The following is a 24,055-nucleotide window of genomic DNA, read 5'->3' on the forward strand; positions in this document are numbered from 1 at the left end:
TTCCCCCAAAGGGGGACGACACCCTCGGTGCGGGAGCGGCCCTTCCTCGGTGTCCCCGAGTTGGGCCGCGCCGGTTCCGTGGGCTGTGGGCGGTAGGCAGCACCACGGGCAATCTGCGTGTATGCGGGAGGATGCGGTTCAGCGCCCCTTGAACTCCGGACTGCGTTTCTCGCGCCAGGCCCGGCCACCTTCCTGCAGGTCTTCGGAGGCGATGCTGCGCTGCACCTCGCGCGTGATCTCGGCCACGTCATGGCGGCCACGCGCGATCAGGTTCAGGTGTTTTTTCATGCCGAACAGGGGGATGGGCGCCATGGCGGCCAGCGTGCCGGTGAGCTGCTCCACGGCCGCGGCGAAGGCGGCGGGATCGGCCAGATGGGTGAGGAATCCGCAGGCCTTCATCTCCGGGGCCTGGATGCGCTCGCAGGTCAGGAACAGCCGCTTGGCCGTGTCCAGGCCCAGGCGCGAGACATAGCGCTCCAGCCCGCCCGCGTAGAAATGCAGGCCCAGGCGCGCGGCCGGCATGAACATTTCGGCCGCCGTGCTGCCCACGCGAAAGTCGCAGGCCAGGGCCATGTCGGTGGCGCCGCCGTAGACGCCGCCGTGGATGGCGGCCACGGTCACGGCGCGGCATTGCTCGATGGCGTCCACCATCTCGCCGAAGCTGCTGCCCTCGGTCTGGCTACCCTGGATCTCTGATATATCATAACCACTGCAAAAGTACTTGCCTTCGCTGCGCAGCACCACCACGCGCACATCGTCGCGGTGGTTGATATGCTCCATGTGCGCAACCAGCGCGCCCAGGTCTTCCGGGGCCAGCTTGTTGGCCGCTTCGGGGCGCTGCAGCGTGATGGTGGCCAGGTGATCCTGGATATCGAGTCTGGGTGTCATATGTATCAGTCAGTCAATCAGATATATTTGAATTAGAAAATGCTTCCAGCCAAGCAGCCATTGGAGAAAACCCCGGCCACGTCCAGCCTGCAGGAGCGTATACGGCAATCGCTGGAAGACGAGCTGCGCTCGGGCGCCATGCGGCCCGGCGACGCCATCGACGAGCCGGCCCTGTGCGAACGCTTCGGCGCCTCGCGCACCCCCGTGCGCGAGGCGCTGCTGCTGCTGGTGGCCAAGGGGCTGGTGGAGATCGTTCCGCGCTCGGGCATCTATGTGCGGCGGCTGGATGCGCGCGAGCTGGTGGCCATGATGGAAGGCCTGGCCGAGCTGGAAGGCGTGCTGGCCCGGCTGGCTGCCACGCGCATCCATGCGCAGCTGCGCGAGCGGCTGCAGGAGGCGCTGGCGCACACCGCCGCCTGCGCCCAGGCGCAGGATGCCGAAGGCTATGTGCAGGCCAACATGCAACTGCACGAACTGATATACGAGGCCAGCGGCAACGACTTCATCGTGGAGCAGACGCGGCTGCTGCGGCTGCGCATCACGCCCTACCGGGGCCGCATGTTCGAGAAGCCCGGCCGGCTTGCGCGCTCGCAGCAGGAGCACGCCACCGTGGTGGCCGCCATCTGCGCAGGCCAGGCGGAGGTGGCCGCCGAGGCCATGCGCCAGCACATCTGCGCAGGCGGCAGCGCCTTCACCGACATGGTGCTGGGCGCGCCCGCGCAGGCGGGCTACGAGCGCCCGCGCAAGTCAAGGTAGCCCGAAGAGGGCTCAGGGCCGCACTTCAAAGGCCAGGAACTGCGTGACCTGGTTGTCCGCGAAGTTGTTGTCGGCCACCAGCACCAGGGTGCGGTTGCCGTTGGCCAGGCGCGGGCCCCAGGAGATGCCTTCGATGTTGTCGAGCTTGATGCCCTGGTAGGTCACGGGCATTTCCAGCAGCAGCTCGCGCTTCATGGGCTTGTAGCTGGCGCCCACCAGGCTCTTGAAGCTGCTCACATCGGTGGTGTCCGGCTCGATGGTGGCGCGCGTCAGGCGGATGGTGTTGCCCACGCCATCGGCAAAGGCGCGCTCGATGGCGATGAACTCGTTGTTGGAGACCGCCAGCAGCTCGGGCAAGCCGTTGTCCGGCGGAAAGCTGCCGCTGGCGGCCTTGTCCAGGGGAATCTTCGGCAATGCGTAGGCATACTGCGCGCCCGACTTGCCCGTGGCCGGATCGAGCTTAAGGACGCGGATGACGCTGCCCGCCGTCAGCGTGGTGAGGGGGCCGTCTTCCACCAGCGCATCCTCGTTGGCCGTGAACACGCTGCCGTCGGGCGTGACGGCCAGGGCCTCGAACAGCTTGTTGTTGCGCCCTCCGCTGGTGGTGTTGTCCACGTAGTTGAAGGCCGCAGGCCTCTCGAAGTCGCGCACGAAGCTGCCGTCCACCCTGATCTCGCGCACAAAGGGCTGGAACAGGCTGGCGGGGTCGGTGCTGAAGTTGCCCTCGCTGGACACGTAGAGGTTGCCGTTGGGCGCCACGCGGATGCCCTCGGGGTCCACGGTGCGGCGTGTGCTGGGCAGGGGCTGGCCGTCGCGGCCCTTGAGCGTGACCATCTTGCGGATGGTCACGGCCTGGATGGCCTTGTCATCGAACTGAATGCCCAGGTTGTAGAAGCGCGGCGTGCCACGCTCGCCGCCGCGCTCATCGGAGATGGCCCAGTAGCTGCCATCGGGCGCGCGGTCCAGGCCGGAGATGCCGCCGAACTCCACGCCGTCGAACAGTGTCTTGGTCTTGATGCTGTAGTCGCCGATCAGCCGCAGCGAGCCGATGGTCTCGGGGCCGTCGTCGCTGCCGCCGCAGCCTGCCAGGCCCGTGGCCGTGCCGAAAGCCAGGACCAGCGCGAGCAGCACGGATGCGGGCGAGCGGACCTTGTCTGCCTTGTTCATATTCCCTCCCAGGATGGATCTCAGAAGGGATGGACCGTAGCCAAGGCCCGTGACAGGGTGGTGACATGCACGCGCATGCCGCCGCCCTGCACCAGCCCTGACCAGCCCCTCGTCCGCTACTCCAGCTTGGCGCCCGAGGCCTTGACCACCTGCGCCCAGCGCGCGATCTCGCCATGCACCATGGCCGCGAACTGCTGCTGGTTCATGCCGCCGTAGTCGGCGCCGTTGCGCGCCCAGATGGACTTGATCTCTTCGGCCGATCCTATGCGCTGCACCTGGTCGATGACCTGGGCCTGCACGGCCTGCGGCGTGCCCTTGGGCGCCCACAGGCCGTACCAGGTCGTGACCGTGTAGTCGGGCAGGCCGGACTCGGCCGCGCAGGGCACGTCGGGGAAGGCGGGATTGCGCTTGTCGCCAGAGACCATCAGCGCGCGGATGCGCCCGCTCTTGATGTGCTGGGCCGACGAGCCCAGGCCGTCGAACATCATGTCCACATTGCCGGCGATCAGGTCCTGCAGCGCCGGGCCCGCGCCCCGATAGGGAATGTGGGTGATGAAGGTATTGGTCTGCAGCTTGAACAGCTCGCCGGCCAGGTGGTGCGAGGTGCCCGCGCCCGCCGAGGCGTAGTTGAGCTTGCCCGGCCGCTTGCGCAGGTCGGACAGCAGCTCCTGCACGGTCTTGTGCGGCACGTTGCGCGGGTTGACCACCAGCACCTGGGGCACGCTGGCCAGCAGGGCCAGCGCGATGAAGTCGCGCTCCAGGTCATAGTCCAGGCGCGGGTACATGGACGGCGCAATCACATGGTGGGTGCCGCCCATGAAGAAGTTGTAGCCGTCCGGAGCCAGCTTGGCCGCGTAGCTGGCGCCCAGGGTGCCGCCTGCGCCGCCGCGGTTGTCGATCACCAGGGTCTTGCCCGCGCTTTTGGCGAACTGGGCCGAGAACGGCCGGGCAAAGGCATCGGTGCCCCCGCCGGCCGGAAACGGCACGACCAGGTTCACGGGTTTGGACGGCCAGTCCGCCGCCGCGCGGGCTGCCATGGGCAGGGCCAGCGCGGCCATCGAGGCCCCGGCTGCGCGCAACACCGCGCGCCGCCCCGTGGGGTGGGAAGCTTGCATGACTTGTCTCCTTGTCGCCTCTTTGAGGCTGTCTTCGTTGTCAGGCGCAGCAGTCCCTGTGCAAGAAAAGGGGCACGGCCTGCGCCGCGCCCCTTTTCATTTGCACAGGGCTTCGATGTCCGAGGACACCGGTATGCGGCCCTGCGCCAGCAGGCCGCGATGCTTGTCCAGGCGCTTGAGGTCGTAGAGGTAGTTGACCATCAGCCCCAGCGACTGCTTGAGTCCCTTGGCCGACAGGTCGGCCGCCCAGTTGAGCCGCTCCACGCGCGCGCCGTTGCCCAGGTGAAAACGCGCCACCGGGTCCAGCGGCCGGCCCTTGGCCGTCTCGCGCCCCAGATAGTGGGCGGCGCAGAACAGCAGTGCGCGGCGCACGGGTGCGTCGGGCTTGAGATCCTGCGGCGCATCCAGCGCCGCCAGCAGGTGCTCGGCGCCCATGCCGCCGGCCTTGAGCTCGAAGGCCTTGCGCTGGCGCTCGTCCATCTTCTCCAGGATGGCATCGCCGTGCTTGGCGATCCAGGCACGCAGGCCCGGAATGGGAGACAGCGTGGCGAAATGGCGCAGCCGGGGGAACTCGCCCGTCAGCGTCTCCACCACATGCTTGATCAGCGAGTCGCCAAAGCTCACGCCGCGCAGGCCGGCCTGGGTGTTGCTGATGGAGTAGAAGATGGCCGTGGTGGCGCGGCCCAGGTCGGAGGCCGCCGCAGTCTCGTCCAGCAGCGGGGCAATGCTGTCGGACATCTTGTCCACCAGCGCCACCTCCACGAAGATCAGGGGCACGGTGGGCATGCGCGGGTGGAAGAAGCCGTAGCAGCGCCGGTCGCTGTCCAGGCGGTTCTTGAGGTCGGCCCAGCTGCGGATGTCGTGCACGGCCTCGTACTGGATGAGCTTTTCGATCAGCGAGGCCGGCGAGTCCCAGCTCAGGCGGCGCAGCTCCAGCAGGGCCACGTCGAACCAGTTGGCAAACAGGTGCTCCAGCTCGGCGTCCAGCGCGGAAAAGCGCTGCTGCTCCGCCTTGGGCAGGGCCAGCAGTTCGGCGCGCAGGTCCACAAGAAAGCCCATGCCGCCCTGGGGCTGGGCAAAGCGCTGCAGCAGCCGCGTGCGCGGCGACATCAGCGCGCGGCGCAGGTCCATCTCGGCCTGGCCGCGCTCGGCATCGCTGGCCGCCGTGTCATAGCGCTTGCGCGCGGCCATCAGGGCTTCGGTATCGGGGCCGAACTGTTCGACGATCAGCGCCCAGAAATCCTTGTGCGCGGGCAGCTCGGCCTGGGCGTACCAGTCCATGAGCAGTTGCGCATGGCGACCGCCCTCGACATCGCTCAGGCCGGCGTCGGCGGCAGCCTGCAGGTCTTCCATGAGCTTGCGCAGCTCGCGCGGGGACAGCACTTCCTGGCCGCGCCGCAGGGTGGCCTGCAGGCGCTGGGCCGTGCCGCGCGGCGCGGGACCCTTGGCTGCCTCGCCCTCGGACTTTGTTGCAGGCGCAGCCGCATCGGTGCTGCGAAAGCGGGACACATTGCGGGCAATCCAGTCAGTAGCCAGACCCATTCAGAAGTTCCTCCATGTCAAGCGGTCACGGGACTGTCATGCCGCCAATCGGCCAATGACAATCTTTTGCTGCTCACATTATGAGAGTCTGCACGGCAGACCGTGTACGCCGATGTCGCGTTCTTGTCTTCGGGCTATCCCCATGCACGCCCCTGTCCCCTCTCCCGTCAACCTTGCACAAAAAAAAGCGGGCACCAGGCCCGCTTCGTATCCGTGCGTACCGCCGGCCTCAGGCCGGCTTGCCCGCCTGGGCAGGATAGGCCGGGCGCCCCGCAGCCCAGAACCACATGGCGATGCCGCCGATCACCATGGGCACGCACAGCCACTGGCCCATGCTCATGCCCAGCGACAGCAGGCCCAGGAAGTCATCGGGCTCGCGGAAGTACTCGGCAATGAAGCGGAAGGCGCCGTAGCCGACGAGGAAGACCGCCGCCACCTGGCCCGGCTTGTGCTCCTTGCGCGCATACAGCCACAGCAGCACGAACAGCAGCAGGCCTTCCAGCAGGAACTGGTAGACCTGCGAGGGGTGGCGCGGCAGCATGGAGCCGCTTTGCGGGAAGACCATGGCCCAGGGCAGCTCGGGGCTGGCGAAGCGGCCCCACAGTTCCCCGTTGATGAAGTTGCCGACGCGGCCGGCCGCCAGGCCCGTGGGCACACAGGGCGCGACGAAGTCGGCCACCTCCAGCCAGGAGCGGGCCCGCGAGCGCGCGAACCAGACCATGGAGGCGATCACGCCGACCAGGCCGCCATGAAAGCTCATGCCGCCCTGCCAGACATAGAAAATCTCCAGCGGGTGGCTCAGGTAGTAGCCCGGCTTGTAGAACAGGCAGTAGCCCAGCCGGCCGCCGACGACCACGCCGAGCACGCCCAGGAAAAGAATGTCTTCCACGTCCTTGCGCGTCCAGGCGCGGTCGCCCTGCATGCGCACGAAGGGCGGGTGGCGCAGCCTGCGCGTTCCCAGCCAGAGGAAGAGGCCGAAAGCGGCCAGATACGTCAGGCCGTACCAGTGCACGGCGAGGGGCCCGATCTGCAGGGCCACGGGATCGATCTGCGGGTACATCAGCATGGTCGGCATTGTGCCGCAGCGCCGCATGGCCGGCGCCGGCCAGGGGTTGGAAAGCTGGCGGCGCGGCGGTTCAGCCCGGCTGGCTTTCCTGGATGGCCATGAGCTTGTCCAGGGCCGCGAACAGATGGCGCTGCTCGGTGGAGGTCAGAAGTTGCTCCAGCTCGTCTTCCAGTTGCACCACCACGCCCTCGGCCCGCGCCTGCAGCGCGCTACCTTCGGCCGTCATGTGCAGCTGCTGCAGCCGACGGTCGCGCGGATCGGGCTGGCGCCCGATGAGCCCGCGCTGCACCAGGCGCTCGACCACCGGCACCAGGTTGGAGGGCGAGATGTCCAGCGCCTCGCCCAGCTGGCGCAGGTAGATGCCGGGATTGGAGTGGATCAGCACCAGGATGGAGAACTCGCTGGGCTTGAGGTCCAGTTCGGCCACGCGCCGCGCGAACAGCTTGTGGATGTGGATTTCCGCGCGCGTGAGGCGGTAGCCCAGGAAACGCTGCAGGCGCGACTGATCGACGGCGGGTTCGGAGGAGCTGTCCATGGACACGGATCTGGAAGAGGAAGAAGGCACACCGAGGCAAAGCCGCCCCGGCGCCTGCGGATCTTCAGGGCCGGTGCGGCGTTCCATCATAAAAGCCCCGGCTGCCCGCTCAGGCCACGGCAGCCGGCAGCGGCGTGCGGGCGGCGGACTCGGTGCGGCGCAGCCAGTGCTCCGCATCCAGCAGCCCATGCGCGAAGAACCAGGCCGCGCTGTCCGCCTTGGAGCGGCGCAGCGCCGGATCGGCCAGCGACTGGCTGACACGCGCCGCGCGCGCCCAGGCAAAGGCCATGCACAGCGTGCCGACCAGGCGCAGATAGTCCTCGGCGCAGCGCGCCAGCAACGGGGCATCGCCTGCGGCGCGGGCGCACAGCGCGCCCGTCAGCGCTTCGGTCCGATCGCTCCAGCTGCGCAGCGCGCCGGCCAGGCCGGGCTCCATGCCCGCCGCCTCGCAGGCAGCGGCCTCCTCGCGCAGTGCCGCCAGCAGCGGCGCCAGCGCGGCCCCTCCGCTGGCCGCCACCTTGCGCTGCAGCAGGTCCAGCGCCTGGATCTGGTTCGTGCCCTCGTAGATCATGGCGATGCGGGCATCGCGCAGCGTCTGCTCGATGCGGTACTCGTGCACATAGCCGTAGCCGCCGAAGACCTGCAGCGCCTCGCTGGCCAGCGCAAAGCCCCGCTCGGTGAAGAAGGACTTGACCACGGGCGTGAGCAGCGAGGCCAGCGCATGGGCCTGGGCGCGCTCCTCGGCATCCGGCGCCTGTTCGGCCAGGTCCAGCTGGTGCGCCACCCAGCCTGCAATGGCGCGCATGCCTTCGGTCCACACACGCAGGTCGGCCAGCATGCGCTGCACGGCCGGCTGCAGGGCGATGGGGTCGGCGGGGCCCTGCGCATCGGCAGGCCGGGGCTGGGCGCGCATCTGGCGGCGCTCGGCTGCATAGGCGCGCGCCAGCTGCCAGGCCATCTCGGCATGGCCCAGGCCCTGCAGGCCCACGTGCAGGCGGGCCGAGTTCATCATCACGAACATGGCGGCCAGGCCCTGGTGGGGCTGGCCCACCAGCCAGGCCTGGGCGCCCTCGAAGCGCATGGCGCAGGTGGCGCTGCCCTTGATGCCCATCTTCTTTTCGATGCCGTCGCAGTGAATGGCGTTGGGCAGGAACCCGCCGCCGTCCTGGGGAATGCCGCGCGGCGCCAGGAAGAGCGACAGCCCGCGCGTGCCTGCGGGCGCATCGGGCAGGCGCGCCAGTACCAGGTGGACGATGTTCTCGCTCATGTCCTGGTCGCCGCCCGAGATGAAGATCTTGCTGCCGTCCAGGCGGTAGCTGCCATCGCCCCGGGGCCGGGCCTGGCTGCGCAGCAGGCCCAGGTCGGAGCCGGCCTGGGGCTCGGTCAGGCACATGGTGGCCAGCCAGCGGCCGCTGACGATGTGGGGCAGGTAGGTGGCGCGCAGGTGCTCGTCGCCATGCGCATGCAGGCAGGCATAGGCGCCGTGCAGGATGCCCGGGTACATGGTCCAGCCATGGTTGGCCGAGGCCAGCATTTCGTGCAGCGCGGCATCCAGCAGCTGGGGCAGGCCTTGGCCGCCGGCCTCGGGCGCGCAGGCCAGGGCCGGCCAGCCGGCTTCCACGAAAGCCGCATAGGCCTCGGGAAAGCCGTCGGGCGTGCGCACCCTGCCCTCTTCCAGGCGGCAGCCCTGCAGGTCGGCCGGGCCGTTGAGCGGCGCCAGCACGTCGGCGCAAAAGCGCCCGGCCGCCTCGACCACCATGTCGGCCGTCTCCTGGTCCAGGGCTTCATGGGCCGGCATGCGGCGCCAGTCGGCCTCTGCGCCCAGCCAGTGCTGCTGAACGAAGCGGATGTCCTGCAGCGGCGGCTGGTAATGCGAGCAAATTGATGCCTGCGCGCTCATGCCCGACCCTCCATGGCCGCGACCAGGCGGCGGTAGGGGCCGATGGCGCTGGCCAGGCACAGCACGGACAGCAGCGCGGCCAGGGCGGACACCAGGCCCAGCGACAGGCCCACGAGCTTTTCGTCGTGGAAGACGAAGTCGGTGAAAAAGGCCACTAGGAAGGGACCGAGGCCCAGCCCGATCAGGTTGATCAGCAGCAGGTAGATGGAAGTCACCTGGCCGCGCAGCTGGTTGGGCGTGACCGCCTGCAGGATGGGCGGCGCCAGCGCCACCGGCATGCCCAGGAAGAAGGTGGTGGCCGCCACGGCCACCAGGGCCACCGTGGGCGAAGGCGCAAAGGCCAGCACCAGGCCGGTGATGATGAGCACGCCGGTGGCCACCAGCGAGATGACGATCGAGCCCACCTGCTTGCCACGCGCCGTGAGGTAGTCGGCCAGGAAGCCGCTGAGCAGCATGCCGCCAATGCCGAAGGTCAGGATGATGACGCCGTAGGCCGGGCCGATCTCGCCGGGCGTCCAGCCCCACTGGCGGATGAAGGTGGCCGGCAGCCAGGCCGTGACACCGAAGGTGATCATGGCCGTGATGCCCGGCGCCAGCAGCAGCGGCAGGAAGGCGCGCTTGTTGCGGAACACATGGGACAGATCGGGCGCGGGGCCTGCTGCAGCGGCGGCCCTGGCGGAGGCGCCTGCCGCCTGCAGGCCGCGGCGCACCGGCTCGCGCACGGTGTACATCAGCGCCACCAGCGGAATGCCGGGCAGGGCCACGAAGATGAAGGCCGCCTGCCAGGGCTTGAAGCTGCCCAGCAGCGGGAACACCACTTCTCCCGCCTGGCTGGTGGCCTGGATGACCAGGCCGCCCACGATGAAGGCCGTGGCCGAGCCGATGTACACGCCCGAGGTGTAGATGCTCATGGCGCGCGCGCGGCGCTCGGGCGGGAAGTAGTCGGCCAGCATGGAATAGGCAGCCGGCGACAGCGCCGCCTCGCCCACGCCCACGAACATGCGCGCCACGAACAGCGAGACAAAGCCCGTGACATAGCCACCGGCCGCCGTGGCCACCACCCAGATCGCCATGCCGATGACGATGAGGTTGCGGCGGTTCCAGCGGTCGGCCAGGCGCCCCAGGAAGATGCCGACGAAGGTGTAGAAGATGGCGAAGGCAAAGCCGTGGACGATGCTGAACACCCAGTCCGACAGCTGCAGATCCTTCTTGATGGGCTGCACCAGCAGGCCCAGGATCTGCCGGTCCACGAAGGACAGGGTGTAGGCCAGCAGCAGGATGATGGTGACGTAGTAGGCATAGCCGAGTCCGTTTGACTCGGCCGGCGCGGGCGTGGACACGCGGCCCGGCGGGTAAGGCAGGCTCATGGAGACCTCCTGTGGAGGAAGGGAAAGCGGAAAAAAGAAAGCGGGAAAGCGAGAAAGGGATGCGCATGAAAAGGGCCGGCGCACCGCGCCAGCCCTTGCGCGGGCATCAGCCGGCGCTGTGCTCGACCAGCATCAGCGCATCGAGCGCGACCACGCCCAGCCCTTCGGGCAGCACGATGACCGGGTTCAGGTCGATCTCGCGGATGGCCGGCGTGCCGCGCAGCACCTGGCCCAGGCGCACGATGAGTTCGGCCAGCGCCTGGCGGTCCAGCGCCGGGGCGCCACGGTAGCCGTGCAGCAGCGGCGCGCCCTGCAGGCGGTCCAGTTCGCGCAGCACCTCGCCGGTGGACAGGTCGGCGTCCAGCAGGCGCGCATCGCGCATGATCTCGGCCGTCACGCCGCCCAGGCCGGCCAGGATCACCGGGCCCCACTGCGGATCGTTGCGCGCGCCGATGATCATCTCCAGGCCACGTTGGCCCATGGCCTCGATCAGCACGCCGTCCAGCGCAATGGCGCTGTCATAGGCCGCCACGTTGGCATGCAGCCGGCCCCAGGCCTCGCCCATGGCCTGCGCATCGGCAATGTTCAGGATCACGCCGCCCGCATCGCTCTTGTGGCTGAGGTCGGCGGACTGCGCCTTGAGCGCCACGGGCCAGCCGATCTCCGACGCAATCGCCACGGCCTGCTCGGCCGAGGTGGCCAGCCGGCCGCGCGCAAAGGGTATGCCGGCCTGTGCCAGCACGGCCTTGGATTCGTACTCGGGCACCACCGTGCGGCCTGCGGGCAGGGTCAGGGCGACGGGCTGGGCATCGGTGCGCTCGAAACTGCGCTGGCTGAAGGCGGTCAGGCGCTGCACGGCGCGCAGGGCACGCTCGGTGCTGGGGAAGTACGGCACGCCCAGCGCACGCATCTCGGCGATGAACTCGGCAGGCACGGCCGCGCCCTCGTCCAGGCCCGCCACGATGACGGGCTTGGCCGGCCGCAGCTCGCGCACGGCGCGCAGCACGGGCGGCATCTTGATGCCGCAGGTCACCGGATCGCCCTGGATCAGGCCGACCAGGACGGTGGAAAAGCGCGCATCGCCAAACAGCGCATCCAGCGTGCGGAAATACAGATCCGGCTCCACCAGGCCCTGGGCCGTGAGGTCCAGCGGGTTGCTCACGCCCACGAACTCGGGCAGTGCCGCACGCAGCGCGGGCGAGTCGTCGTCGCCGATGGCGGGCAGGGCCAGGCCCAGTTCCTCGGCCCAGTCCAGCGTCAGCGCCTTGAAGGCGCCGGACTCGCCCAGCACGGCAACTCCCGCTGCAGCGGCTGCACCGGCTGCAGCGGCCGCACCAGCCGATGGCAGCACGGGGCAGCGGATGGCGATCTCGGCGATGTCGCCCAGCTCCTCCAGTGTCTCGGCAAACACGGCGCCTGCGCGTTCCAGCTTGGTGCGCATCAGCGCATAGTCGCCGGCCATGGCGCCGGTGTGCGTGGCGGCCGAGGCGCGCGCCGCGCTGCTCTTGCCCGGATGCAGCAGCACCACCGACTTGCCCAGGCTGCGCGCACGGGCCACGGCGGCCAGGATGCGCGCGGGCTGGCGGAACTGCTCGACGATCATGGCGACCACGCGCGTGGAAGGCTGCTCCAGCAGGAAGTCCACATAGTCCTCGGCATGGCTGGCGGCCTCGTTGCCCGTGGAGATGGCGTGCGACAGCGGCAGCGCGCGGCTGGCCAGCGTGGTGCACAGCACGGTCATCATGGCGCCGCTTTGCGAGACCACGCCAATGGCAGGCCGCGTGGCATCGGCCTGCTGCGCGTCGATGTTCACTTCGACAAAGGTCAGCGGCACGCGCTGTAGGTAGTTGATGCAGCCCAGGCAGTTGGGGCCTTCCACCACCATGCCGGCCTCGGCGGCAATGCGTGCGATCTCGCGCTGCTCGGCCATGCCGCGCTCGCCCGCCTCGGCAAAGCCTGCCGAGAAGATCACCGCCGCGCCCACGCGGCGCGCCGCCAGTGCGCGCACCGTGTCCAGCACAAAGGGCTGAGGGATGGCCAGCACGGCCACATCCACGCCTTCGGGCAGCTGATCGACCGAGGCCAGGCAGGCCCGCCCGGCGATCTCGCTGCGCTTGGGATTGATCAGGTGGATGTCGCCGGCAAAGCCGTTGCGCTCCAGGTTGCCCAGCACCGATGCGCCCAGCGCACCCGGCGTGGCCGAGGCGCCGACGATGGCGATGGAACGCGGCCTCAGCAGCCTGCCGATGTCGGGCCGCGGGGCGGCCGCCATCTCTGTCGTTGTCATTCTTGTCTCCAATGGGTTGGCGGCAGGCGCCCTAGCAGCGAGGGCGCGGCCACTCAGGATGTGCGGGTCTTCAGGACTTTTGCTTCGAGAGGTCGTAGGTGCCCAGGCCGGGCTTGTAGGTCTTGTCGTCGAGGAACTGGCGCATGCCTTCCTTGCGGCCTTCGTTGTCGTAGCTGTTGGCGGCTTCCTGGGCGCGCACCAGGTAGTCCTCGGCGTTGTCGTAGCTCATGTCGCGCACGCGGCGGATGGCGTCCTTGGTGGCCTTCAGGGCGCTGGGGTTCTTCTGCAGCAGGGCCTCGGCCACTTCGGTGACGCGGGTCTGCAGGCGATCGGCCGGCAGCGACTCGTTGACCAGGCCCCACTCGGCGGCCGTGCGGCCGTCGATGTTCTCGCCCAGCATGGCGTGGTACATGGCACGGCGGAAGGACAGCAGTTCCACCGCCACCTTGGAGGCGCCGCCACCGGGCAGGATGCCCCAGTTGATTTCGGACAGGCCGAACTTGGCGTCATCCGAGGCAAAGGCCAGGTCGCAGGCGAACAGCGGGCCGTAGCCGCCGCCGAAGCACCAGCCGTTGACCATGGCAATGGTCGGCTTCTGGAACCAGCGCAGGCGGCGCCACCAGCCATAGCTCTCGCGCTGGGCCTTGCGGGTTCCGGCCAGGCCGGTGGCCTCGGTCTCGCGGAAGTATTCCTTCAGGTCCATGCCGGCCGTCCAGGCCGTGCCTTCGCCTGCAAGCACGACCACGCCCACGTCGTCACGGAACTCCAGGTCGTCGAGCACACGCATCATCTGGCGGTTGAGCTGGGGGCTCATGGCGTTGCGCTTTTCAGGGCGGTTGAATTTCACCCAGGCCACGCGGCCTGTGACGGTGCAGGACACGGTCTGTTCTTCGGTACGTTCGGTGCTCATTGCGCTTCCTTGTGCAAAGGGGAAATGGGGTTTTGGACACCGATGCTTCGGCTCCATAATCGTTATGATAAATAACTATTATTGAAGCCCGCAATACAGCGTTTACCCTAGCCCCATCCCCCCGCCAGCCTGCCGCGATGCGAATGCTTCTGCGTCGCGCATGCATGCAATGCGCCGTCCACGGGGAATTGCAGCGCGCGCTTTGGCCCAAGGGCCGGTTCACGCGATACTTGCGGCGTTCACACAGTCAGGAGAAGAAGAACATGCAAGGCCAACCAGAAGTCATCGAATGCCTCATAGAGTTGCTGCGCGGCGAGCTTGCCGCGCGCGACCAGTACTTCATCCACTCGCGCCAGTACGAAGACCAGGGCCTGCTGCGCCTGTTCGAGCGCATCGGCCATGAGATGGAAGAGGAAACCCAGCACGCCGACGCCATCCTGCGCCGCATCCTGTTCCTGGGCGGCCGCCCCGACATGCGCCCGCACGAGTTCACGCCCGGCGAGACCGTCGAAGAGATGCTGCGCAAGGACCTGGCCACCGAATACCGCGTGCGTGACAGCCTGCGCTCGGCCATGGCCCTGTGCGAGCGCCACAGCGACTTCAACAGCCGTGACCTGCTGCTGGCCCAGCTGCGCGATACCGAGGAAGACCACGCCTACTGGCTGGAGAAGCAACTGGGCCTGATTGAAAAAATAGGCCTGCCCAACTACCTGCAAAGCAAGATGGGCGAGCCGGCCTGAAGACAAGTCGCCCCACGATGAAAAGCAAACCGGCAGCCACGATGAAACGGCAAGCCGGTCGCCCCGCGATGAAACAAGAGCCCTCAAGGGCCTGAGAGAAGAGAAAAGAAAAAGGGATGGAAAGCCGCAAGGCCTTCCATCCCTTTTCATTTTCATCGGGTGCGCACCGCCGGGCGGCGGTGCTGCCCGGTGTCAGTCGTCCAGCAGGGACAGGTCGCGCACGGCGCCCTTGTCGGCCGACATCACCAGCTTGGCATAGGCCTTGAGCGCAGCCGAGACCTTGCGCGGGCGCGGCTCGGCGGGCTTCCAGCCCTTGGCATCCTGCTCCGCACGGCGGCGGGCCAGCTCCTCGTCGGAGACCAGCACGTTGATGCTGCGGTTGGGAATGTCGATGCGGATGCGGTCGCCGTTGCGCACCAGGCCGATGGCGCCGCCAGCGGCAGCTTCCGGCGAGCAGTGGCCGATGGACAAGCCCGAGGTGCCGCCCGAGAAGCGTCCGTCGGTCAGCAGTGCGCACTCCTTGCCCAGGCCCTTGGACTTGATGTAGCTGGTCGGGTAGAGCATTTCCTGCATGCCGGGGCCGCCCTTGGGACCTTCATAGCGCACGACGACGATGTCGCCGGCCTTGACCTTGTCGTCCAGGATGTTCTGCACGGCCTCGTCCTGCGACTCGGTCACGTGGGCCGTGCCTTCGAACACATGGATGCTTTCGTCCACGCCGGCCGACTTGACCACGCAGCCGTCCAGGGCGATGTTGCCCGTCAGCACGGCCAGGCCACCTTCCTTGGAGAAGGCGTGCTCGTAGGAGCGGATGCAGCCTTCTGCACGGTCCAGGTCCAGGCTGGGCCAACGCGTGTTCTGGCTGAAGGCCACCTGGGTGGGAATGCCGGCCGGGCCTGCCAGGTAGAAGTGCCTGACGGCCTCGTCCTGGGTGGTGGTGATGTCCCACTGCGCCAGGCCTTCGCCCAGGGTCTTGGCGTGCACGGTGGGCACGTCGGTGTGCAGCTTGCCCGCGCGGGCCAGCTCGCCGAGGATGGCGAAGATGCCGCCGGCGCGGTGCACATCCTCGATGTGGTATTTCTGCGTGTTGGGCGCCACCTTGCACAGCTGGGGCACGGAGCGCGAGAGGCGGTCGATGTCGGCCATGGTGAAGTCGATCTCGGCTTCACGGGCAATGGCCAGCAGGTGCAGGATGGTGTTGGTGGAGCCGCCCATGGCGATGTCCAGCGTCATTGCGTTCTCGAAGGCCTTGAAGCCCACGGAGCGCGGCAGCACGGAGGCGTCTTCCTGCTCGTAGTACTCGCGGGCCAGCTCGACGATGCGGCGGCCGGCGCGCTTGAACAGTTCCTCGCGGTCGGCATGCGTGGCCAGCACCGTGCCGTTGCCGGGCAGGGACAGGCCCAGCGCCTCGGTCAGGCAGTTCATGGAGTTGGCGGTGAACATGCCCGAGCAGGAACCGCAGGTCGGGCAGGCCGAGCGCTCGACCTGGGCGACCTGCTCGTCGGTGTAGTTGGAGTCGGCCGCGATCACCATGGCATCGACCAGGTCCAGCTTCTTGAACTCCAGCTTGTGCGTGTTGGGATTGGCCAGCTTGGTCTTGCCCGCTTCCATGGGGCCGCCGGAGACGAAGATCACCGGAATGTTCAGCCGCATGGCGGCCATCAGCATGCCGGGGGTGATCTTGTCGCAGTTGGAGATGCACACCAGCGCGTCGGCGCAGTGGGCGTTGACCATGTACTCCACCGAGTCCGCGATGATGTCGCGGCTGGGCAGCGAATACAGCATGCCGTCGTGGCCCATGGCGATGCCGTCGTCCACGGCGATGGTGTTGAATTCCTTGGCCACGCCGCCTGCGGCCTCGATCTCGCGCGCCACCAGCTGGCCCAGGTCCTTGAGGTGGACGTGGCCCGGAACGAACTGCGTGAAGGAGTTGGCGATGGCGATGATGGGCTTGTCGAAGTCGCCATCCTTCATGCCGGTGGCACGCCACAGGGCGCGCGCACCGGCCATGTTGCGGCCGCCGGTGGAAGTCTTGGAACGGTATGCGGGCATGGGGAATCCAGTTGTCTGTCGTCTCGGTCCATCCCTGGTCCTGTGGGGAAGGCCAGGGTCTGGGCGAAGATTATGGCGCAGCGCCCGCCGCACCGCTGGGGCACAGGAATGCCCCGGCCGGCATGGGCTGCCCCTTTGCAGACCCCAGGCATCGCCTGCGGCGAAGCCTGCGCCGCCGTTCAAGGCCCCTCAGCGGCGCGAACGCGTGCCCGTGCCCATGGCTTCCTTGTTCTTTTCGATGCGCTTCAAGCGCCGCTGCTCGATCTTGTCGGCCGCGCGCCGCTTGGTGTAGCCAGAGGTGTCGGCCCAGGCCCACCAGGCTGCCGTCACGCCATAGGCGCCCAGGATGACGTACCAGGACCAGGAGGCCACAGGCTCGATATCGGCCAACTTCAGCAGGGTGAGCAGGACCGCGATTCCCAACAGATACATAACTTCTCCTTCACCAGACGGTGCTTCACACGAGGTAACGCATCAGGCATGCGCGCCCACTACAATGTTTCGCATAATTATTCCCGACAACCCCCAGGAACTCATGATGAAGCAGACATTGATCGCATTGGCCTTGACCGTCGTCACCGTGGCTCCCGCCATGGCCGACCAGGCTCTTGCCGCCTCCAAGAACTGCATGGCCTGCCACGCCGTGGACAAGAAGCTGGTGGGCCCGTCCTATAAGGATGTGGCCTCCAAGTACGCGGGCCAGAAGGACGCGGTGGACAAGCTGGCCGCCAAGATCATGAAGGGCGGCAGCGGCGTCTGGGGCCCGGTTCCCATGCCCGCCAACCCCCAGGTCAACGATGCCGACGCCAAGAAGCTGGCCGCCTGGGTGCTGTCGCTGAAGTAAGTTCCGCCGGCCTCCCGCCTCGGGGCCCGCAACGAAAAAAACCGCGCAACGCAAGTCGCGCGGTTTTTTTCATGGTCCGCCCATAAATCCGGGCGCGGGCCGCCTACCTGTAGTCCGGAGCGCCTGCGCCGGGCTGCTGGTACAGGCGAACCTGCTGCTCCAGCTGCCCCACATAGGCGGCCGTGCTGTTGTCCGACTCCTGGGCACGCTGCACCAGATGGGCCTCCAGCCCGTCCAGCCGCGCCATCAGCACTTCCTTGTCACGCGCATGCAGGTCCTCCAGCACGGTGCGCAGCTCGGTAAAACGCGAGGCCTCGGCCTTGTCGGCCAGGTCCCGCTGGGCCTGCATTTCCTTGGCGTGGCGGCGCGCCTCCATCAGTACCGAGCCCTGCAGCCACAGCACATAGGCGACGAAGAACACGCCCAGCAGGCAGGTCAGGGCCAGCATCAGCACGCCCAGCGGCGCCTGGACGTCGGTTACGCCCAGCGACACGACGGACGGCGCGGCCAGCGTGTTCCAGTTGAATGCCGCCAGCAGCGCAATCAGGGCCACGGTGATCAGCAGCGACAGGGTTCTCAGATTCATGGTGAAAGGCCTCCCTCGGCAGTGGTGAAAGCAACAGCTTCGGTTGTACTGCAACCATCATGCCTGAGCTGTCGGCCCACACAAAATAGGACTGCAAGACAGGGCGCCGCCCGCAGTCCAGCCAAGAAAAAACCGGAGCCAGGGCTCCGGTTCTTCATGGCGGTCGTGTCGGACCTCAGTTCGTCTCGGCCAACTGGTCGAGGATGGCCGGGTTCTCCAGCGTGCTCGTGTCCTGGGTGATGGCCTCGCCCTTGGCAATCGAGCGCAGCAGGCGGCGCATGATCTTGCCGCTGCGCGTCTTGGGCAGGTTGTCGCCAAAGCGGATGTCCTTGGGCTTGGCGATGGGGCCGATTTCCTTGGCCACCCAGTCGCGCAGCTCCTTTGCGATCTGCTTGGCCTCCTCGCCCGTGGGACGCGAGCGCTTGAGCACCACGAAGGCGCAGATGGCCTCGCCCGTCAGGTCATCGGGGCGGCCCACCACGGCGGCCTCGGCCACCAGGTCGGTCTTGGACACCAGGGCCGACTCGATCTCCATCGTGCCCATGCGGTGGCCCGAAACATTGAGCACATCGTCGATGCGGCCCGTGATGCGGAAGTAGCCACGGTCCTCGCTGCGCACCGCGCCGTCGCCGGCCAGGTAGGTCTGCCCGCCCAGCTCGGCCGGGAAATAGCTCTTCTTGAAGCGCTCGGGGTCGCCCCAGATGGTGCGGATCATGCTCGGCCAGGGCTTGGTGACGACCAGCAGGCCGCCCGCGCCGTTGGGCAGTTCGTGGCCTGTCTCGTCGACGATGGCGGCCATGATGCCCGGCAGCGGCAGCGTGCATGAACCCGGCACCAGCGGCGTGGCACCCGGCATGGGGGCGATCACGTGGCCGCCGTTCTCGGTCTGCCAGAAGGTGTCCACGATGGGGCAGCGCTCGCCGCCCACATTGCGGTGGTACCACATCCAGGCCTCGGGATTGATGGGCTCGCCCACGCTGCCCAGCAGGCGCAGGCTGGACAGGTCCGAGTTCTTCGGATGCACGGCGGCATCGCCGTCGGCGGCCTTGATCAGCGAGCGGATGGCCGTGGGCGCCGTGTAGAAGATGGTGCAGCCGTGGCGCTCGATCATCTGCCAGAAGCGGCCCGCGTTGGGGAAGGTGGGCACGCCCTCGAACACGATCTGCGTGGCGCCAGCGGCCAGCGGACCATAGGCCACGTAGGTGTGGCCGGTGATCCAGCCGATGTCGGCCGTGCACCAGAACACGTCGCTGGGCTTGAGGTCGAAGGTCCACTCCATGGTCTGCTTGGCCCACAGCACATAGCCGCCCGTGCAGTGCTGCACGCCCTTGGGCTTGCCCGTGGAGCCGCTGGTGTAGAGGATGAACAGCGGGTGCTCGGAATCCACGGCCACGGGCGCGCACTCGGTGCTCTGGCCGGCCAGGATCTCGCCGAAGGTCTTGTCGCGGCCGGCCGTCATGGCACAGGCCGTGGCCGTGCGCTCGTAGACGAAGACATGGCGCACGGCCTCGCAGCCGCCCAGCGCCAGCGCATCGTCCACGATGGCCTTGAGCGGCAGCTCCTTGCCGCCGCGCATCTGGTAGTTGGCGGTGATCACGGCCACGGCGCCCACGTCCACGATGCGCTCCTGCACCGCCTTGGCCGAGAAGCCGCCGAACACCACGCTGTGCGTGGCGCCGATGCGCGCGCAGGCCTGCATGGCGATCACGCCCTCGATGGTCATGGGCATGTAGATCAGGACACGGTCGCCCTTTTGCACACCCTGCGCCTTGAGCGCGTTGGCGAACTGCGAGACGCGCTCCAGCAGTTCGCGGTAGCTGACCTTGGTGACCTCGCCGCCATCGGCCTCGAAGATGATGGCCGTCTTGTGCTCGACGTCCGTGCCCATGTGCTTGTCCAGGCAATTGGCGCTGGCGTTGAGTTCGCCGTCGGCGAACCAGCGGAAGAACGGGGGATTGCTGTCGTCCAGCACCTGGGTGAAGGGCTTGGACCAGACCACGTTCTCGCGCGCCAGGCGGGCCCAGAAGCCCTGGTAGTCATTCTCTGCCTCGGCGCACAGCGCCTTGTACTGCTCCATGCCGGAGATGCGGGCCTTGGCGGCGAAGTCTGCCGGCGGCGGGAAGACCCGGTTCTCCACCAGTACCGATTCAATGGGGGATGCTGTTGCGGTGCTCATGCTTGCTTGTCTCCTGGGCTGGCCAAATAAAAATTGTGGTGTGACTGTCGGGGGCCGGTCTTACATGCCACTGACTGAAACCCCCTTGGGCGCGTCTACCTGGGGATTCCCCGCAGTTCCCGGCTGTCACTGGCAATGGCCTGTTTCGCCGCTAAAATCGCGCGCCCGTTTTCCACGGCCATTGTCCCCTCCCATCCACGCTCCCACACCAGACAAGCGCGACCGACCACCATGGCCCGCCAGCAAAACTCCAATCGAGCCCCCGGCTCCCCCCTGCGTCCCCTGCCTTCCCTGATCTTCGCCAGCCGCTGGCTGCAGCTGCCGCTGTACCTGGGCCTGATTGCCGCCCAGGGCGTCTATGTATGGCACTTCCTGCTCGAGTTGTGGCACCTGATCGAGGCCGCCTTCGGCAACCAGGAAGCGCTGCAGGCGCTGATCACCAGCATCGGCTACAAGCACGATGCGCCCATCGGCGCGCTCAACGAAACCATCATCATGCTGGTGGTCCTGGCGCTGATCGACGTGGTGATGATCTCCAACCTGCTGATCATGGTCATCGTGGGCGGCTACGAGACCTTCGTCAGCCGCCTGGGCCTGGACAGCCACCCCGACCAGCCCGAGTGGCTGGGCCACGTGAACGCCTCCATCCTCAAGGTCAAGCTGGCCCTGTCCATCATCGGCATCAGCTCCATCCACCTGCTCAAGACCTTCATCAACGCGGGCAGCTACGACGTCAAGGTGCTGATGTGGCAGACCATCATCCACGTCACCTTCCTGGCCAGCGCCCTGGCCATCGCCTATACCGACAAGCTGATTAACAGCACGGCCAGCAACCACTGAGCCCGTCGGCATCCCGCACCGAAGCCCCGCAGCGCCAGCCGCTGCGGGGCTTTTTTCATGGACGGAAGCGGACGACGGGTCGGACACCTGCTGGCGCCCGGCCGGCCAGCGCCCCAGGCACGCTTTTTGCCGCAGATCGGACCTGAAGCTTTCCTCAAGCTGACGCTTGACCGATTTTATTCATCGATGACAGCATATGCCTTGTGAATAATGGCTCATCCGCTCTCATTAAGTGAGCAAATACTGACCGGATTCCAGCCCCCAAGGGCTTGAAACAGCCCAAAACAGGCCTTCTTCGGCTCATGCGTTTTGACGCAGTAAAACCTGTTTTATATAATTTCGGCTTCTTTACAACCTGCCAAGCAGGTCATCGGCACCGTCTTCACGGCCTGCCGATACACCCCGGCGGATCGTTGTGCTCCCGGCACAGCCCCGTCAACCGGGCCGAAACTCGGTCCTGATGTTGTGGGGCATCGCGCTGGCTGATCTTCAGCCACGATGCCCGACTGAGACACCGCGCGCCTCGCCGCCGGCTGCTCTCGACTTCTGGCTCTTGCGCACCGCTTCGCGTGCCATCCGAGCCGCCTCGGGTGCTTTCGCACCTGTTTGAATCCCAGCAACGGGGGACGGCAGTCCTCTGCAGCGAACGGCATCAGGGCTTCATTTTTGGCTTGCGCGCCAGCGTCTTCGCTCGTCGAGGACGCTGGACTGTGTTCCATCTCACCCAAAAGGAGAACGCCACAGTGGCCAAGCAGATCATCATCGATCATGTGTTCAAGGTGTTCGGGGACGACCCCAAGACCGCACTCGACCTCGTCCAACAGGGCCTGAGCAAACAGGAGATCCTGGAGCGCACGGGCCAGTCCATCGGCGTGTTCGACGCCAATTTCACCATCGAGGCCGGCGAGATCTTCGTCGTCATGGGCCTGTCGGGCTCGGGCAAGTCCACCCTGGTGCGCATGCTCAATCGCCTCATCGAGCCCACGGCCGGGCGCATCGTGGTCGATGGCCAGGACATCAACGCCCTGAGCGAGCGCGATCTGCGCGCGCTGCGCCGCAAGGACATTTCCATGGTGTTCCAGTCCTTTGCGCTGATGCCGCACATGACGGTGCTGGACAACACGGCCTTCGGCCTGGAGCTGGCCGGCGCAGACAAGGCCGAGCGCCAGACACAGGCCCAGGCCGCGCTGGAGCAGGTGGGCCTGGGCGCCTGGGGCGCCAGCTACCCCGACGAGCTGTCGGGCGGCATGCAGCAGCGCGTGGGCCTGGCCCGGGCGCTGGCGTCCGATCCGTCCATCCTGCTGATGGACGAGGCCTTCTCGGCCCTGGACCCCATCATCCGCACGGAGATGCAGTCCGAGCTGCTGCGCCTGCAGCAGATCCAGCGCCGCACCATCGTCTTCATCTCGCATGACCTGGACGAGGCCATGCGCATCGGCGACCGCATCGCCATCATGAAGGACGGCCAGGTGATCCAGGTCGGCACGCCCGACGAGATCCTGCGCAGCCCTGCCGACGACTATGTGCGCAGCTTCGTGCGCGGTGTGGACGCGGCCTCGGTCTTCAAGGCCGGCGACATCGCACGTCAGGCGCTGACCGTGGTGTCCGAGCACAGCGACCGCGGCTGCCGCGCAGCCCAGCGCCTGCTGGAAGACTCCGACCGCGACTACGCCTATGTGGTCAACGCGCGCCGCCGCTTCCTGGGCGTGGTCTCCTCGCAGTCGCTGCGCGACGCACTGCATGGCCGCCCGGGCATGCTGGGCCTGAGCCACGCCTTCCTGCCCAACGTGCAGCCGCTGTCCGCAGGCACGCCGGTGGCCGAGCTGTTCGGCCCCGTGGCCGCCGCGCCCTGCGCGCTGCCGGTGACCAGCGACGACGGCCAGTTCATGGGCGTGGTCAGCCGCACCACCATGCTGCGCTTCCTGGACCGCGACACGCCGCCCGTGCCGCCGCCGCAGGAGATCGTGCCGCCGGTCACGCTCAACCCGCATTTCCCGGCCTCCAACGCTCCCACCGTCGCCCCCACCGTCGCGCCGACCGTGGAGCCGATTGAACAACGACAAGGAGATGCCGCATGAGCGATGCAACCAACAGCCTGAACCCGAACACCGCCGCTGCCGCCACCGATCCCTGGGCGGATGCGAGCGCAGCCCCTGCCTCCACCGATTCCGCAGCCTCTGCAGCCTCTGCAAGTGCCGATCCCTGGGCAACCGCCGCCACGCCGGCACCCGATGCCTCGGCCGATCCCTGGGGCGCCGCCAGCGGCGGTGATGCCGCAGGCGGTGACTGGCTGGGCGCCTCGGCCGGCTCGGGCGTTCCCGACGACGCCCATGCCAGCCTCTGGCACCAATTGACCACCGACGGCCTGCCCGTGCAGGGCTGGATCAACAGCGGCCTGGAATGGGTGGTCCACCATTTCCGTCCCTTCTTCCAGGCCGTGCGCACACCCATCGACGGCACGCTGTCGGGCATCACCGATGCCATGCTGGCCCTGCCCTGGCCGCTGCTGATCCTGATCCTGACCCTGGTGGCCTGGCAGTTCGCGGGCCGCGCCATGGCCATTGGCGCCGCCGTCTCGCTGGTGGTGGTCGCCATGCTGGGCATCTGGCCCGAGGCCATGGTGACGCTGTCCCTGGTGCTGACCTCGCTGGTGTTCTGCATGGTCATCGGCCTGCCCGCGGGGATTTTGCTGGCCTCCAGCGACCGTGCGCAGCGCTGGACACGCCCGCTGCTCGACGCCATGCAGACCACGCCGGCCTTCGTCTACCTGGTGCCCGTGGTGATGCTGTTCGGCATCGGCAACGTGCCCGGCGTGATCGTGACCATCATCTTCGCGCTGCCGCCGCTGATCCGCCTGACCAACCTGGGCATCCGCCAGGTGCGCCCCGACCTGATCGAAGCCAGCCGCGCCTATGGCGCATCGCCCTGGCAGTTGCTGTGGAAGGTGCAGCTGCCGCTGGCCATGCCGTCCATCATGGCGGGCGTGAACCAGGCGCTGATGCTGTCGCTGTCCATGGTGGTGATCGCCTCCATGATCGCCGTGGGCGGCCTGGGCCAGATGGTGCTGCGCGGCATCGGCCGCCTGGACATGGGTCTGGCCACCGTGGGCGGACTGGGCATCGTGCTGCTGGCCATCGTGCTGGACCGCATCACCCAGGCCATGGGGCAAACGACCCGTGGCGGTGCGCGCTGGTGGCACAGCGGCCCCGCCGGCTGCATTGCCCGCCTGCTGGGCGCCGGCAACAAGCCGGTCCATCGCGGCAGTACCAGCTGAATGCCTTCAC

The 24,055-nt window shown here is 67.6% G+C and carries 20 protein-coding genes; 6 read left to right on the forward strand and 14 right to left on the reverse strand.

Annotated features, from left to right (window positions below):
• Positions 1–138: 138 nt before the first annotated feature.
• The gene (locus tag DA1_RS16275; RefSeq protein ID WP_012204616.1) at positions 139–888 is read right to left on the reverse strand and encodes an enoyl-CoA hydratase/isomerase family protein; all 750 of its coding nucleotides are present in this window, start codon (positions 886–888) and stop codon (positions 139–141) included.
• Between the two features lie 39 nt (positions 889–927).
• Here DA1_RS16275 and DA1_RS16280 point away from each other — a divergent pair, with 39 nt between their 5' ends.
• Entirely contained in the window at positions 928–1,644 is a 717-nt protein-coding gene (locus DA1_RS16280; protein WP_034391797.1) for a GntR family transcriptional regulator, read from the forward strand.
• Between the two features lie 12 nt (positions 1,645–1,656).
• Here DA1_RS16280 and DA1_RS16285 read toward each other — a convergent pair whose 3' ends face one another.
• The 9 genes from DA1_RS16285 to DA1_RS16325 all read right to left on the reverse strand — a co-directional run bounded on the left by DA1_RS16285 (position 1,657) and on the right by DA1_RS16325 (position 13,533).
• Positions 1,657–2,811, reverse strand: coding sequence for an esterase-like activity of phytase family protein (locus tag DA1_RS16285; RefSeq protein WP_034391795.1), 1,155 nt, complete (start codon positions 2,809–2,811; stop codon positions 1,657–1,659).
• A 116-nt stretch (positions 2,812–2,927) separates the two neighbouring features.
• Entirely contained in the window at positions 2,928–3,926 is a 999-nt protein-coding gene (locus DA1_RS16290; RefSeq protein ID WP_012204613.1) for a Bug family tripartite tricarboxylate transporter substrate binding protein, read from the reverse strand.
• Between the two features lie 96 nt (positions 3,927–4,022).
• Complete coding sequence (locus DA1_RS16295; RefSeq protein ID WP_034391793.1) at positions 4,023–5,468, reverse strand: malonyl-CoA decarboxylase; 1,446 nt, start codon at positions 5,466–5,468, stop codon at positions 4,023–4,025.
• A gap of 229 nt (positions 5,469–5,697) precedes the next feature.
• On the reverse strand, positions 5,698–6,543 hold the full coding sequence (lgt, locus tag DA1_RS16300; protein ID WP_225614206.1) for a prolipoprotein diacylglyceryl transferase: 846 nt from the start codon (positions 6,541–6,543) through the stop codon (positions 5,698–5,700).
• A gap of 61 nt (positions 6,544–6,604) precedes the next feature.
• A complete protein-coding gene (locus tag DA1_RS16305; RefSeq protein WP_034391791.1) occupies positions 6,605–7,069 on the reverse strand; it encodes a MarR family winged helix-turn-helix transcriptional regulator in 465 nt (154 codons plus the stop codon).
• A gap of 109 nt (positions 7,070–7,178) precedes the next feature.
• Positions 7,179–8,969 (reverse strand): acyl-CoA dehydrogenase, encoded by a 1,791-nt coding sequence (locus tag DA1_RS16310; protein ID WP_034391788.1) that lies wholly within the window; start codon positions 8,967–8,969, stop codon positions 7,179–7,181.
• Complete coding sequence (locus DA1_RS16315) at positions 8,966–10,336, reverse strand: spinster family MFS transporter (RefSeq protein WP_013803239.1); 1,371 nt, start codon at positions 10,334–10,336, stop codon at positions 8,966–8,968. The genes DA1_RS16310 and DA1_RS16315 overlap by 4 nt, the downstream gene beginning before the upstream one ends.
• A gap of 106 nt (positions 10,337–10,442) precedes the next feature.
• Positions 10,443–12,623, reverse strand: coding sequence for an acetate--CoA ligase family protein (locus DA1_RS16320; protein WP_034391786.1), 2,181 nt, complete (start codon positions 12,621–12,623; stop codon positions 10,443–10,445).
• 70 nt (positions 12,624–12,693) lie between these two features.
• A complete protein-coding gene (locus tag DA1_RS16325; RefSeq protein ID WP_034391784.1) occupies positions 12,694–13,533 on the reverse strand; it encodes a p-hydroxycinnamoyl CoA hydratase/lyase in 840 nt (279 codons plus the stop codon).
• A 263-nt stretch (positions 13,534–13,796) separates the two neighbouring features.
• On the opposite strand from DA1_RS16325, the gene bfr reads away from it, so the two are divergent.
• Positions 13,797–14,273: a bacterioferritin gene (gene bfr / locus DA1_RS16330; protein WP_013803242.1), complete on the forward strand. Its 477-nt coding sequence runs from the start codon at positions 13,797–13,799 to the stop codon at positions 14,271–14,273.
• A 192-nt stretch (positions 14,274–14,465) separates the two neighbouring features.
• On the opposite strand, the gene ilvD is transcribed toward bfr, so the two are convergent.
• Positions 14,466–16,325: a dihydroxy-acid dehydratase gene (gene ilvD / locus DA1_RS16335; protein ID WP_013803243.1), complete on the reverse strand. Its 1,860-nt coding sequence runs from the start codon at positions 16,323–16,325 to the stop codon at positions 14,466–14,468.
• Positions 16,326–16,514: 189 nt separating this feature from the next.
• Entirely contained in the window at positions 16,515–16,757 is a 243-nt protein-coding gene (locus DA1_RS16340; RefSeq protein WP_034391781.1) for a TIGR04438 family Trp-rich protein, read from the reverse strand.
• A 106-nt stretch (positions 16,758–16,863) separates the two neighbouring features.
• Here DA1_RS16340 and DA1_RS16345 point away from each other — a divergent pair, with 106 nt between their 5' ends.
• Complete coding sequence (locus DA1_RS16345; RefSeq protein ID WP_034398318.1) at positions 16,864–17,169, forward strand: c-type cytochrome; 306 nt, start codon at positions 16,864–16,866, stop codon at positions 17,167–17,169.
• Positions 17,170–17,272: 103 nt separating this feature from the next.
• Here DA1_RS16345 and DA1_RS16350 read toward each other — a convergent pair whose 3' ends face one another.
• Together DA1_RS16350 and acs are read right to left on the reverse strand one after the other, a co-directional pair.
• Positions 17,273–17,755, reverse strand: coding sequence for a hypothetical protein (locus DA1_RS16350; protein WP_034391779.1), 483 nt, complete (start codon positions 17,753–17,755; stop codon positions 17,273–17,275).
• A gap of 175 nt (positions 17,756–17,930) precedes the next feature.
• Entirely contained in the window at positions 17,931–19,931 is a 2,001-nt protein-coding gene (gene acs, locus DA1_RS16355; protein ID WP_013803247.1) for an acetate--CoA ligase, read from the reverse strand.
• A gap of 231 nt (positions 19,932–20,162) precedes the next feature.
• Between acs and DA1_RS16360 the strand changes: the two genes are divergently transcribed.
• The 3 genes from DA1_RS16360 (at position 20,163) to proW (ending at position 24,045) form a co-directional block, all read left to right on the forward strand.
• On the forward strand, positions 20,163–20,771 hold the full coding sequence (locus tag DA1_RS16360) for a TIGR00645 family protein (protein ID WP_012204594.1): 609 nt from the start codon (positions 20,163–20,165) through the stop codon (positions 20,769–20,771).
• A 743-nt stretch (positions 20,772–21,514) separates the two neighbouring features.
• Entirely contained in the window at positions 21,515–22,849 is a 1,335-nt protein-coding gene (gene proV / locus DA1_RS16365; protein ID WP_155294342.1) for a glycine betaine/L-proline ABC transporter ATP-binding protein ProV, read from the forward strand.
• Entirely contained in the window at positions 22,846–24,045 is a 1,200-nt protein-coding gene (proW, locus tag DA1_RS16370) for a glycine betaine/L-proline ABC transporter permease ProW (RefSeq protein WP_034391775.1), read from the forward strand. The genes proV and proW overlap by 4 nt, the downstream gene beginning before the upstream one ends.
• Positions 24,046–24,055: the final 10 nt, after the last annotated feature.

This window comes from Delftia acidovorans NBRC 14950, from assembly GCF_001598795.1.
In the GTDB taxonomy this organism is placed as follows: domain Bacteria; phylum Pseudomonadota; class Gammaproteobacteria; order Burkholderiales; family Burkholderiaceae_C; genus Comamonas; species Comamonas acidovorans.